Source organism: Polaromonas sp. CT11-55 (genome assembly GCF_047303325.1).
In the GTDB taxonomy this organism is placed as follows: Bacteria; Pseudomonadota; Gammaproteobacteria; order Burkholderiales; family Burkholderiaceae_C; genus Polaromonas.
The window spans coordinates 313,220-326,119 of record NZ_JBKBEX010000003.1 but is presented as its reverse complement, the minus strand read 5'-3'; the positions used below and the strand labels follow the sequence as shown (position 1 = coordinate 326,119).

Sequence of the window (12,900 nt, the reverse complement as noted above, 5' to 3'; positions counted from 1 at the left end):
CAGCGGTTTTCATACACTCCAGCGCATGACCTACCTCCTCGCCCTTGACCAGGGAACCTCGAGTTCCCGCAGCATCGTGTTTGACGAACACGGCCACATCGTGGCCCTGGCGCAGCAGGAGCTGCCGCAGATTTACCCCCGGCCCGGATGGGTCGAGCACGACTTGAATGAAATCTGGCGTACCCAGCTGGCCACGGCGCGCGAGGTGCTGGCCAAGGCCAACATCAAGGCCGGCGACATACGCGCGCTGGGCATCACCAACCAGCGCGAAACCACCGCCCTCTGGAACCGCAAGACCGGCCAGCCGGTGCACCACGCCATCGTCTGGCAGGACAGGCGCGCCGAAGCCACCTGCGCCGAATTGCGCGAACAGGGCAAGGAGCAACTGATCCAGTCCAAAACCGGCCTGCTGATTGATGCCTATTTTTCAGGCACCAAGCTCAAGTGGCTGCTCGACAACGTGCCCGGCGCGCGCGCGCAGGCCGAGCGCGGCGAACTGGCCTTCGGCACCATAGACAGCTGGCTGATGTGGCAGCTCACCGGCGGCGCGCTGCACGCCACCGATGTCAGCAACGCCTCGCGCACCATGCTGTTCAATGTGCACAACAACCAGTGGGACACGGAACTGCTGGACTTGCTGGGCATCCCGGCCTCGCTGATGCCCCAGGTGCTGCCCTCCAGCGCGCATTACGGCGAAGTCCGGCCCGAGCTGCTGGGCCATCCGGTTGCCATCGGCGGCGTCGCCGGTGACCAGCAAAGCGCCCTCTTCGGACAGGCCTGCTTCAAGGCCGGCATGGCGAAAAACACCTACGGCACGGGCTGCTTCATGCTGATGCACACCGGCGGGCAGTTCCAGACCTCGCACAACGGGCTGCTGACCACCAGTGCAGCACAAGCGACCCCACAAACCCAGTTCGCCATCGAGGGCAGCGTCTTTGTGGGCGGCGCCGTGGTGCAGTGGCTGCGCGACGGCCTGCACGCCATCAAAGGCAGCGCCGAAGTGCAGGCGCTGGCCGAAAGCGTGCCCGACTCGGGTGGCGTGATGATGGTGCCGGCCTTCACCGGCCTGGGCGCGCCTTACTGGAAACCAGAGGCGCGCGGCACGATCACCGGACTCACGCGCGGCACCACCGTCGCCCACATCGCGCGCGCCGCGCTCGAAAGCATCGCTTACCAGAGCGCGGCCCTGCTGCAGGCCATGAGCCGCGACGCGGTCGGCGCCGGCGCCGCGCCCGTGGCCGAACTGCGCGTGGACGGCGGCGCCTGCGTCAACGACCTGCTGATGCAGTTCCAGGCCGACCTGCTGGGCATCCCGGTGATTCGCCCGGCCGTGATCGAAACCACCGCGCTGGGTGCCGCCTACCTGGCCGGCTTGTCCAGTGGTGTCTACCGCAGCACCGAAGAACTCTCGGGCATGTGGCGCGCCGAGCGCAAGTTTTTGCCCACCCTGGGCGCGGACCGGGCGGCCGAGCTGATGGCGCGCTGGGAACAGGCGGTGCGGCAGACCGTGCTGCAGTGAGCGCTTCCTGCGCCGCTGTCACATTTCCCGAAGGGGCGGCCGCTAGACTGGCCGCATGCACACCCCCGTCACTTCCACTTCCCTCTCGAAGCGCCGGCTCATCCTCGGCGCCGGCGCTGCCGCCGTGCTGGGTCTGGCCGGATGCGCGGCGCCGCCATCGCCGCCCGCGACGGGCCAGCCGCCGCGCGCGCGCCTGCGCCTGATCGGCGAATCCCGCATTGCGCACCGCCTGCAGTTCCAGCGCAGCACCGTCGGCGGGTTGTCGGGCATGGACTACGACCCCGCAGGTGATCTTTATTACCTGATCAGCGACGACGGCTCCAGCATCAACCCGGCGCGCTTTTACACCGCGCGCATCGCGCTGGGCATGGACAGGCTGGGCGCGCCCGAACTGCTGGGCGTGGCCACGCTGCGCCAAGCCGACGGCAGCCCCTATCCTTCGGCACTGCGGGGCGGGCCGGTGCCCGACCCGGAAGCCATTCGCTGGCGCGCGGCCAGCCACACCCTGCTGTGGACCAGCGAAGGCCATGCGCCCAGCGGCACCGCGCCCTGGCTGCGCGAAACGCGTCCCGATGGCGGCTTTGTGCGCGAATTCGCCCTGCCTGCCATGTTCAATTTCCAGGCCGGCGCGGGACCGCGCGGCAACCTGACGCTGGAAGGCCTGGCGCTGGCGCCCGACGGCCGCACGGCCTGGATCGCCATGGAAAACGCCTTGCTGCAGGACGGCCCCATGCCCACCATCCAGGCGCCGGGCGGGCCTTGCCGCTTCACGCAGATAGACCTCGCCAGCAGCAAGGCCCTGCGGCAGATCGCCTATGTGCCCGACGCCATCCCGCGCGCGCCCGTGCCGCTCACCGCCTTCGCCGACAACGGTGTGGCGGAAATCCTGATGCTGGACGCCGAGCGCATGTTGGTGCTGGAGCGGGCCTATGTGACGGGCTCGGGCAATTCGCTGCGCCTCTATTTGATTGACACCAGCCAGGCCTCCGACACGCTGGAGCTTCCTGCCCTGCGGCCGGGCGCCTACCAGGCGGCCGGCAAAACCCTGTTGGCGGATTTTTCGGCCTTTACCGGCACGGGCGCGGACCCGCGGCTCAAACAGCTGGACAATACCGAAGGCATGAGCTGGGGGCCGGTGCTTCCCAACGGGCGCCGCAGCCTGATGTTCATCAGCGACGACAATTTCAGCCCCCGGCAGATCACCCAGTGGCTGGCCTTTGAATTTTTGGACTGACAACACATGACTTCCACTTCTCGCGCAAGCAACGAACACATCGCCTTCATAGGCGGCGGCAACATGGCCAGCGCCATCCTGGGCGGCCTGCTCAAGCAGGGGCTGCCGGCCGGCCAGATCCAGGTGGTCGAGCCTTTCGCCGAGCAGCGCGCCAAACTCACGCGGCAATTCGGCGTGCAGGTCCACGAAGGCCCGGGCGCCTGGCTGGCCGCCGCCGGCCTGGTGGTCTGGGCCGTCAAACCGCAGGTTTTCAAGGATGCGGCCCTGCAAACGCGCTTTCATACCAAAACCGCGCTGCACCTGAGCGTGGCGGCCGGCGTGCGCTCCGGCAGCATCGCGCACTGGCTGGGCACGGAGCGCGTGGTGCGCGCCATGCCCAACACGCCGGCGCTGGTCGGCAAAGGCATGACGGCCCTGTTCGCCCGCGAAGCCGTCACCGGCGCCGACCGGCAGGCGATTGAAAAAGTACTCAAGCCCACGGGCGACTTTCTGTGGCTGGCCGAAGAGGCCCAACTCGATGCGGTCACCGCGCTGTCCGGCTCGGGCCCGGCCTACGTGTTCTATTTCATCGAGGCCATGATTGAGGCGGGCACCGACATGGGATTGCCCCCCGCGCAGGCGCGCCAGCTCGCGATCGGCACGTTTGTGGGCGCTTCGGCGCTGGCACAGGCTTCGGACGAGCCCCCGCAGGAGCTGCGCGCGCGGGTCACCTCCAAGGGCGGGACGACTTACGCTGCGCTGACATCGATGGAGCAGGACCGCGTCAAGATGCAGTTCATGCGCGCCATTCATGCCGCCCGGCAGCGCGCTGCCGAACTGGGCGACGAATTCGGCGGCGCCTGAGCCCGCCAGCCCCGGGCGCGTCAACCACCCGGCCGGGGCAGGCGTTGAATACAGGCGTACGTGCAGCTTGTCTTGGTCCACACACAGTGGCACACCCCCGGCGGCATCCGCGTTACAACTTTTTCCAACATCCGGAGCTTCACATGAACAAATTCCTGTCCACCCTCATCAGCGCAGCCGTCCTCGCCATGCCCCTGGCCGTGATTTCCACGTCCGCATCGGCCCAGGCTCCTGCCGCCGCACCTGCAGCAGCCCCCGCCGCCGCGCCTGCAGCAGCACCTGCCCAAAAAGCAGCCCCCGCCACCAAGGCAAAAGCAAAGGCCAAGAAAGCCAAGCGCAAGGCAAAGGCCAAGAAGGCCGCCGTCTGATCAGCCCACGCTGACGCAAAAAAGCCCGCTTCAAGCGGGCTTTTTTATGGGCGCCTTCCGGGTCTTGGGCGGTCAGCGCCCCAGGTAAGACAGGACGATGCCCGCAAACACCGCAAAACCCAGCCAGTGGTTGAGCCGAAAAGCCTTGAAGCACTCCTCGCGCCCACGCTTGCGGATCAGCCAGCCATGCCACAAGGCCTGCAGCAAAGCCGCGCCCATGGCAACCCAGAAAACGGGCAGCTGCCCGACGGCATCAAGCAGGGCCCAGGCCCAGACCGCCAGGTAGGCGGCGTAACACAACATCACCGCCATCACGTCAAAACGGCCCAGCGTGATGGCCGAGGTCTTCATGCCTATCTTGAGGTCGTCGTCGCGGTCCACCATGGCGTATTCGGTGTCGTAAGCCACCACCCAGAACAGATTGCCCAGCAGCAACACCCAGGCCAGCAGCGGCACACGCGATTGCACGGCGGCAAAGGCCATGGGAATGCCGAAGCTGAAGGCCACGCCCAGCACCGCCTGCGGCATGGACACATAACGCTTGGCAAAAGGGTAGGCCAGCGCGATCGCCAGCGCGGCAAACGACCAGGCGATGGTGGCGGTGTTGGTGCTCAGCACCAGGCCAAAGGCCAGCAGCGCCAGCACCGCGCCCACCACCAGCGCCTCGCGCACCGACAGCGCCCCGCTGGTCACGGGCCGCTGGGCCGTGCGTTTGACGTGGCGGTCGAAGTCCCGGTCGGCCACATCGTTGACGCAGCAGCCGGCGCTGCGCATCAGGATGGTTCCCAGCGTAAACACCGCCACCAGGTGCCAGCCCGGAAAACCGTGCGAAGCCACCCACAGCGCCGACAGCGTGGGCCACAGCAGCAGCAGCCAACCCGCCGGGCGGTTCCAACGGATCAGTTGCAGGTAAAGATGAAGCTTTTGCTTTAACAAGCCGGCAGGCACTTCACTCTTCTAGGAGAGAACGCAGCATCCACGCGGTCTGCTCGTGCACCGTCAGGCGCTGCGTCAGCAAATCGGCCGTCGGCTCGTCACCGGCCTTGTCAGCCAGCGGGAACAACTCGCGCGCGGTGCGCGCCACGGCCTCATGGCCCTGCACCAGGATGCGCACCATCTCGAGAGCCTTGGGCGGCACCACCGGCACATCGGGAATCGAAGCCAGCTTGCTGAACTGCGCGTAAGAGCCCGGCGCGGGATGGCCCAGCGAGCGGATGCGTTCGGCGACGGGGTCGACCGCGGCCCAGAGTTCGGTGTACTGCGTCATGAACATCAGGTGCAGCGTGTTGAACATAGGCCCCGTCACGTTCCAGTGGAAGTTGTGGGTGGTGAGGTAGAGCGTGTAAGTGTCGGCGAGCAGGCGGCTCAGGCCCTTGGCGATGGCCGCGCGGTCTTTTTCACTGATGCCGATGTTGATGGAGGGGGCGGCTTTCCCGGCGGGTTTGCTCGCTGGTTTGGCGGAAGACTTGGCCATGGTGTTTCCTTTTTTAAAATTCAGGGGGCAACTTTAACGAAATCGCGACGACGGCCGCAACAGCCGCCGTCAATGCGCGTCATAGGCGGGATTCAAGACAGGCGGATGACGCCGGGCAGCTCGCAGGCATAAATCGCATTGCGCAGTGCGGCAATGGCTTCATAACGCGTGAAGCTGCGCCGCCAGGCCAGCACCACGCGCCGGCTCGGCACTTCGCCATCAAAAGGCAGGTATTTGATGAAAGAGGGCTGCTCGGCCGCAACGCCGTTGCGGGCTGTGGCGGCTTTCCCTCTGGCGGTCTTTTTGGCGGGTGCCTGTTCCAGCAGGGCCTCCTTGGGCACACCCAGGCGCGGCACCAACGTGATGCCCATGCCGGCGGCTACCATGTGTTTGATGGTCTCCAGCGAGGAGCCCTCGAAGCTTTTGCGTATGCCCTCGGTGCTGCTGGAAAAGCGCGCGAACTCGGGGCAGACCTCGAGCACATGGTCGCGAAAGCAGTGGCCCGTACCCAGCAGCAGCATGGTTTCCTTCTTGAGCTCCTCGGCCGTCACGCCCTTGCGCGCGGCCAGCGCATGCGCGCTGGGCACGGCCGCCATGAAGGGCTCGTCATAGAGCGGCGCGATCGCCAGGTTGGCGTCGGGGAAGGGCTCGGCCAGGATGGCGCAGTCGATCTCGCCGGTGCGCAGCTCCTCGAGCAGCTTGACGGTGAAGTTCTCCTGCAGCATCAGCGGCATCTGCGGCGTCATCGCGATGGCCTGGCGCACCAGGTCGGGCAGCAGGTAAGGGCCGATGGTGTAAATGACGCCAAGGCGCAGCGGGCCGGCCAGCGGGTCCTTGCCGCGCTTGGCGATTTCACGGATGTTGTCGGCCTGCTCGAGCACGCTCTGCGCCTGGCGCACGATCTCCTCGCCCAGCGGGGTGACCGTGATTTCATTGGCATTGCGCTCAAACAGCTTGACCTGCAACTCCTCTTCCAGCTTCTTGATGGCCACACTGAGCGTGGGCTGTGAAACATGGCAGGCATCGGCGCCCTTGCCGAAATGCTTTTCCCGGGCAACGGCGACGATGTATTTGAGTTCGGTCAGCGTCATGGCGTTTCGCGATTCTAGGCTTTTGCCTATTTCCACTTGCCCTGGTTCTTGTAGTCCACGTCGGCCACGATACCTTGGGGGTCAAACACCACGGTCAGGGTTTTATGGCTGGGCGTGAAGCCCCTCATCTCCTGGTAGGTGTAAATCGCGGCACGGCCCGTCGGTTGCTTGATCGCGGGGAAAATCGCCTCGCCCGGCGCCGGCCCGAACAGGGCATTGACCTGGGCCACACTGGTCTTGCCGACCTCGATCAAGGGCACCTTGCGGTCGTCAAAATCGGTGGCGTCTTCCTTCAGGTTGGAGAGATAGGACTTGGAGACCAGCTTGCCCTCGCTGAACACCAGGGTCAGGGCATGAACCGGCGTCACGCCCGCTGTCTTGGCCTGGGCCCCCATGGAAGCGTAGGCGTAGCTCAGCGTGCGGGTCTGCTTGCCGTTGGACAGGCCTGACGCCTCCTGGAAGGGTTTGCCCAGGCGCGCCATGGCTTCCTGCTCGGTGGTCTTGCCCAGCGTGAGTTCGCTCTCTGTCGGACGCACGAATTTGGTCCCGGCACAGCCGGCCAGGGTCACGGCCACTACCAGGGCAACGCATTTGCTCATCCAGTTCATCTTTTCTCCTCTTTCGTCCTGAAGGACATGTTGTCGAATTCATGGCTTTATTTACCCCCAGGCCTATCCCTCAGGCCTTCAGGTACTCCGATTTTCCACCCAACCAGCGGGCTATGTGCAAATTCGCCAGTTGCCGGTGCTGGTCCAGCATTGCGGGTGCCAGGCCGCGCGCCCAGGCCAGCAATTCCGTGTCGGTGGCCAGATCGGCAAAGCGCAGCAAGGGCGCGCCCGACTGCCGCGCGCCCAGGAATTCGCCCGGCCCGCGGATTTCCAGGTCGCGCCGGGCAATCTCGAAGCCGTCGTTGGTCTGCGCCATGGCCTTGAGGCGCTCGCGCGCCATCTCGCCTAGCCGGGGCGCATCGCCGGTGGAATACAGCAGTACGCAGGCCGAAGCCGCCGCCCCGCGCCCGACCCGGCCGCGCAGCTGGTGCAGCTGGCTCAGGCCGAAGCGCTCGGCGTGTTCGATCACCATCAGCGAGGCATTGGGCACATCCACGCCGACTTCAATCACCGTGGTGCTGACCAGCACGCCCATCTGCCCGCCGGTGAACAGCGTCATGACGGCCTTTTTTTCAGCCAGCGGCATGCGCGAATGCAGCAAACCGACCATCACGCCGGGCAGGGCCGCGCTCAGGGCTTCATGGGTCTGGGTCGCGTTGACGAGGTCTATGGACTCGCTTTCCTCGATCAGCGGACAGACCCAGTAAATCTGCCTTCCCTCGGCAAGCTGGCCGCGTATGCGCGTGATCACCTCATCGCGCCGCGCGTCGCTAACCACCTTGGTCACGATGGGTGTGCGGCCGGGCGGCAGCTCGTCGATGGTGGAGACGTCGAGGTCGGCGTAGTAGCTCATGGCCAGGGTGCGCGGGATCGGCGTGGCGGTCATCATGAGCAAATGGGGTTCCTCCCCGCCTTCGGTCATCTTGCTGCGCAGGGCCAGGCGCTGTGCCACGCCGAAGCGATGCTGCTCGTCGATGATGGCCAGGGCCAGGTTCTTGAACTTCACCTTGTCCTGGATCACCGCATGCGTGCCCACCACCAGGCCGGCGTCGCCGCTTTCAATCATGGCCAGCATCTCGCGCCGCTCCTTGGCCTTCTGGCTGCCGGTCAGCCAGGCCGTCTTGATGCCCAGGGGCTCCAGCCAGCCTATGAGCTTGCGGAAGTGCTGCTCGGCCAGGATTTCGGTGGGTGCCATCAGCGCGCACTGCCAGCCCGCATCCATGCAGCGTGCCGCAGCCAGTGCCGCCACCACAGTCTTGCCGGCGCCCACGTCGCCCTGCAGCAGGCGGTGCATGGGGATGTTTTTCTTCAGGTCCGCCTCGATTTCGCCGCAAACACGCCGCTGGGCCGCGGTGAGCCGGAAGGGCAGGCGCTCCAGCAATTGTTCTTCCAGCGTGCATTGCGGGCCGCGCATGGCCGGGCCCGTGAGCGCCGGCGCGCGCATGGCCGCGCGTATGCGCCTGGCCTGCAGCTGCGACAGCTGCTGGGCCAGCAGTTCCTCGGCTTTCAGGCGCTGCCAGGCCGGGTGGCTGCGGTCTTCCAGCGTGGCCAGCGACACGTCGGGCGTCGGGTGGTGCAGGAACTGCAGCGCCTCGCGCAGGCTCCACAGGGCTTGCGGCAGGCCCTTACCCAGCACTTCCTGGGGAAGCGTCTCGCGCAGGTCGGCGCGGAACAGCCCGCTGAGCACCGCCTTGCGCAAATAGTTCTGCGGCAGGCCGGCCACCGTGGGATAGACCGGCGTCAGCGCGCCCGGCAGCTCGCCCTCGGCCAGCCTGAAACTCGGGTGGATCATCTCGCGGCCCACAAAACCGCCGCGCACCTCACCGCGCACACGCACGCGCGCTCCCACGCTCAGCGTCTTCTGATGCGCGGGGTAAAAATTGAGGAAGCGCAGCGTGCAGGTGCCACTGCCGTCGTCCACAACGACACGCAGCTGGCGGCGCGGGCGGAAAGCGATGTCGCTGTGCGTCACCACGCCCTCGATCTGCGCCATGTCGCCGTCGCGCGTGTCGGCCAGGCGCACGATGCGGGTTTCGTCCTCGTAGCGCAGGGGCAGGTGCAGGGCCAGATCGATGTCGCGGCGCAGGCCCAGCTTTTCGAGGGCTTTTTGCGCCGGCGACTTGGCCGGGGCTTTTTCGGGCTTGGCCTGGGGCGCGGCCGGCTCCCTGGCCAAAGCCTCGGGCGGGGCGGTTTTGCGGGCGGAGGCTCCAGGTGGCGGCATGGGACAATTGTGCCTTCATGAACATGAAGATGAAGCCCCATTTCAGCCTCAGCGATTTTGATTTCACGCTGCCCGAAGAACTCATAGCCCAGCACCCCGCCGCCCAGCGCAGCGCCTCGCGCCTGCTTGACGGGCAGGGCAGCCCGCCGGTGGACCGGCGTTTCACCGAACTCCCCGGCCTGCTGCAGCCCGGCGACCTGCTGGTCTTTAACGACACCAAGGTGGTCAAGGCCCGCCTCTTCGGCCAGAAAGCCAGCGGCGGCAAGCTGGAGCTGCTGATAGAGCGGGTGCTGTCGCCCCATGCGGACCAGGGCCACGAAGTCGCCGCCCACATGAAGGTCAGCAAAAAACCGCTGCCGGGCGCGGTGCTGCAGATGGACGGCGGCTTTACCGCCACCTTGCTGGGCCGCTGGCCCGAAGAAAGCGGGCCGCTGTACCGCTTCCGCCTGAGCAGCGACCCCTACGCGCTGATGGCGCAGCACGGCCATGTGCCGCTGCCGCCTTACATCACGCATACCGATTCCGCCGAGGATGAGCAGCGCTACCAGACCGTATTTGCCAAAAACCCCGGCGCCGTGGCGGCGCCCACGGCCGCGCTGCATTTTGACGAGGCCGTGCTGGTCGAACTGGAGGCGCGCGGCATCCGGCGCGCCAGCGTGACCCTGCACGTGGGCGCGGGCACCTTCCAGCCGGTCAAGGCCGAGAACATCGCCGAGCACACCATGCACTTTGAGCGCTTTGAGGTGCCCCCGGCCACCCGGGAAGCCATTGCTGCCTGCAAGGCGCGCGGCGGCCACGTGGTGGCGGTGGGCACCACCACGGTCCGCGCGCTGGAGTCGCACGCCAAGTTCGGCCCCGAGTGCAACGACACCAACATCTTCATCACGCCGGGCTTTGAGTTCGCCGTGGTGGACCTGTTGCTGACCAACTTCCACCTGCCCAAAAGTACCTTGATGATGCTGGTCAGCGCGTTTTCGGGCTACGAGCACATCATGGCGCTGTACCGGCATGCGATCGAGCAGCGCTACCGCTTTTTCAGCTATGGCGACGCCATGCTGCTGGCGCGTAAAACCCCCTGAACCTTCCCCCGACGGGGCCTTAAGGCGCCGGCTTACACCTGCGACAATCCCAAGATGCTCGAATTTGAAGTTCTGAAGACCGACACCAGCCCGGACGACAAGGCCGGCGCCTACCTCGGCAGCTACGCCCGGCGCGGCAAACTGACACTCAACCACGGCGTGGTGCAAACCCCTATCTTCATGCCGGTCGGCACCTACGGCACGGTCAAGGGCGTGATGCCGCAGTCGTTGCACGACATGGGCGCGCAAATCATCCTGGGCAACACCTTCCACCTCTGGATGCGGCCCGGCCTGGACGTGATGCAGCAGTTCGGCGGCCTGCACAAGTTCGAGAGCTGGAACAAGCCCATCCTGACCGACAGTGGCGGCTTCCAGGTCTGGTCGCTGGGCGAGATGCGCAAGATTTCCGAAGAGGGCGTGAAGTTCGCCTCACCTGTCAACGGCGACAAGCTGTTCCTGACGCCCGAAATCTCCATGCAGATCCAGACGGTGCTCAACAGCGACATCGTGATGCAATTCGACGAATGCACGCCTTACGACACCAAGGGCCACATCACCACCGAAAGCGAAGCGCGCCACTCCATGGAACTGAGCCTGCGCTGGGCCGGGCGCTGCATCGCCGAGTTCAACAAGCTGGAGAACCCCAACGCGCTCTTCGGCATTGTGCAGGGCGGCATGTTTGAAAACCTGCGCCAGGAATCGCTGGACGCGCTGGTCGAACTGGACCTGCCGGGTTACGCCGTAGGCGGCGTCAGCGTGGGCGAGCCCAAGGAAGAGATGCAGCGCATCATGGCGCACACGCCGCACCGTCTGCCCGCCAACAAGCCGCGTTACCTCATGGGCGTGGGCACGCCCGAGGACCTGGTCGAGGGGGTAGCCGCCGGCGTCGATATGTTCGACTGCGTGATGCCGACGCGCAATGCCCGCAACGGCCATATGTTCACCCGCTTCGGTGATTTGAAGATTCGCAACGCGCGCTACAAAACCGAAGACCAGCCGGTGGATGCGACCTGCAGCTGCTACACCTGCAAGAATTTTTCGCGCGCCTATATGCACCACCTGGACCGCTGCGGCGAAATGCTGGGCCCCATGCTGTCCAGCATCCACAACCTGCATTACTACCTGAACCTCATGCAGGAAGTGCGCGACGCGCTGGATGCCGGCCGTTTCGGCGAATTCAGCGCGCAATTCCGCGCCGACAGGCAGCGGGGGGTGTAATGAATATCAAGTTGCAACGCTGGATAGACCGCTGGGCCGGCATTCCGCTGTGCGCGGCCGTCTCCGCGATGGACGCCGTGGCGCGATGCTTTCGCAAGGATCCGGATGCCGAGACGGCGCCGCGCGCCATCGTGGTGATTTTGCTGTCGGAAATGGGCAGCCTGGTGCTGGCCCACGAGATGTTCGCGCGCCTGAAGCAACGTTACCCTGACGCACCTCTGCACGCCCTGCTGTTCGGCAAGAACCGAGAAATCCTGGACCTCATGCAGGTGGTGGACCCGGCCCATGTGCACACGGTGAACGACAAGTCGCTGGGTGGCCTCTTGTCCAGCCTGTGGAAGGCGATAGGCGAGCTGCGCCGCGCGAACGTCGACGTGGCGATTGACTGCGAGCTGTTCTCGCGTATCAGCAGCCTGTTGTCGTATGCCAGCGGCGCGCGCATCCGCGTGGGCTTTCACCGCCACACGCAGGAAGGCCTGTACCGCGGTTCGCACATCAACCGGCCCGTGCCCTACAACCCCTACCACCACATCAGCGCGCAGTTCCTGACGCTGGCGCGCGCGATTGATTCCACTGCCGTACCCAAATCCAAACTGCCGGCCAACCTGACGGCGGCAAGCGGCAAACCGCCGCCGCACGTGAGGCTGGACCCGGCGCTGGTGCCGGGCATCCAGGCCCGCTTGGCACAGGACTTTCCCGCGATCGCCGGCAAGCCGCTGGTGCTGGTCTACCCGGGTGGCGGCATCCTGCCGATACGCGCCTGGCCGCTGGATTCCTATACCGCGCTGTGCCGGGGCCTGGTGGCCGACGGCTGCGCCGTCGCCGTGATCGGCCTGAAGGACGACCAGGCGCTGGCGCGGCAGCTGGTGGCCGACGTGCAGGCCGGCTTCCCGGCCAGCCCGACCAGTTCGGTGATCGACCTGACCGGCTACACACGCTCGATTTCCGAGCTGCTGGCGCTGTTCCATGTGGCGCGCCTGCTGGTCACCAACGACGGCGGACCGGGCCAGTTCGCGGCGCTCACGCCGATCTGGACGCTGATGCTGTTCGGCCCCGAGACGCCTGGCTTGTATGCGCCGCTGACGCCGCGGTGCCATTCCTTTTACAGTCAGTGGCCCTGCTCACCCTGCCTGACTGCCTACAACCACCGCTCGTCTTACTGCGACGGCGACAACCAGTGCCTGAAAGTCATCGCACCGGACACCGTATTGGCCAAGGCACGCGAGTGCCTGGCGGCGCCCTGAA

General features: G+C 66.0%; 12 protein-coding genes. 7 read left to right on the top strand and 5 right to left on the bottom strand.

Translation table 11 applies throughout. The features are described from left to right. Window positions 1-25: 25 nt before the first annotated feature. The 4 genes from glpK (at window position 26) to ACEN8I_RS05075 (ending at window position 3,964) form a co-directional block, all read left to right on the top strand. Window positions 26-1,519, top strand: coding sequence for a glycerol kinase GlpK (gene glpK, locus ACEN8I_RS05090; protein ID WP_413326962.1), 1,494 nt, complete (start codon window positions 26-28; stop codon window positions 1,517-1,519). Window positions 1,520-1,574: 55 nt separating this feature from the next. Continuing rightward, entirely contained in the window at window positions 1,575-2,753 is a 1,179-nt protein-coding gene (locus ACEN8I_RS05085) for an esterase-like activity of phytase family protein (protein WP_413326960.1), read from the top strand. 6 nt (window positions 2,754-2,759) lie between these two features. Further along, entirely contained in the window at window positions 2,760-3,596 is an 837-nt protein-coding gene (gene proC / locus ACEN8I_RS05080; protein WP_413326958.1) for a pyrroline-5-carboxylate reductase, read from the top strand. 143 nt (window positions 3,597-3,739) lie between these two features. Next, window positions 3,740-3,964, top strand: coding sequence for a hypothetical protein (locus ACEN8I_RS05075; protein WP_413326956.1), 225 nt, complete (start codon window positions 3,740-3,742; stop codon window positions 3,962-3,964). 72 nt (window positions 3,965-4,036) lie between these two features. Here the strand turns inward: ACEN8I_RS05075 and ubiA are convergent, their stop codons facing one another. The 5 genes from ubiA to recG all read right to left on the bottom strand — a co-directional run bounded on the left by ubiA (window position 4,037) and on the right by recG (window position 9,358). After that, entirely contained in the window at window positions 4,037-4,900 is an 864-nt protein-coding gene (gene ubiA / locus ACEN8I_RS05070) for a 4-hydroxybenzoate octaprenyltransferase (RefSeq protein WP_413326954.1), read from the bottom strand. A gap of 13 nt (window positions 4,901-4,913) precedes the next feature. After that, entirely contained in the window at window positions 4,914-5,438 is a 525-nt protein-coding gene (locus tag ACEN8I_RS05065) for a Dps family protein (protein WP_413326952.1), read from the bottom strand. 92 nt (window positions 5,439-5,530) lie between these two features. Then, window positions 5,531-6,529, bottom strand: coding sequence for a LysR substrate-binding domain-containing protein (locus ACEN8I_RS05060; protein WP_413326950.1), 999 nt, complete (start codon window positions 6,527-6,529; stop codon window positions 5,531-5,533). Window positions 6,530-6,555: 26 nt separating this feature from the next. Then, window positions 6,556-7,137, bottom strand: coding sequence for a hypothetical protein (locus ACEN8I_RS05055; RefSeq protein WP_413326948.1), 582 nt, complete (start codon window positions 7,135-7,137; stop codon window positions 6,556-6,558). A gap of 70 nt (window positions 7,138-7,207) precedes the next feature. Continuing rightward, window positions 7,208-9,358, bottom strand: coding sequence for an ATP-dependent DNA helicase RecG (gene recG, locus ACEN8I_RS05050; RefSeq protein ID WP_413326946.1), 2,151 nt, complete (start codon window positions 9,356-9,358; stop codon window positions 7,208-7,210). Between the two features lie 29 nt (window positions 9,359-9,387). Here recG and queA point away from each other — a divergent pair, with 29 nt between their 5' ends. The 3 genes from queA to ACEN8I_RS05035 are packed head-to-tail and all read left to right on the top strand — an operon-like array spanning window position 9,388 to window position 12,899. Further along, complete coding sequence (gene queA, locus ACEN8I_RS05045) at window positions 9,388-10,437, top strand: tRNA preQ1(34) S-adenosylmethionine ribosyltransferase-isomerase QueA (RefSeq protein ID WP_413326944.1); 1,050 nt, start codon at window positions 9,388-9,390, stop codon at window positions 10,435-10,437. A 54-nt stretch (window positions 10,438-10,491) separates the two neighbouring features. Then, window positions 10,492-11,655, top strand: coding sequence for a tRNA guanosine(34) transglycosylase Tgt (tgt, locus tag ACEN8I_RS05040; RefSeq protein ID WP_413326942.1), 1,164 nt, complete (start codon window positions 10,492-10,494; stop codon window positions 11,653-11,655). Then, window positions 11,655-12,899 carry a glycosyltransferase family 9 protein gene (locus tag ACEN8I_RS05035; protein WP_413326940.1) on the top strand — a complete coding sequence of 415 codons (1,245 nt, stop codon included), beginning with the start codon at window positions 11,655-11,657 and terminating at the stop codon, window positions 12,897-12,899. Before tgt ends, ACEN8I_RS05035 begins: the two co-directional genes overlap by 1 nt. The last annotated feature ends 1 nt before the right edge of the window (window position 12,900 follow it).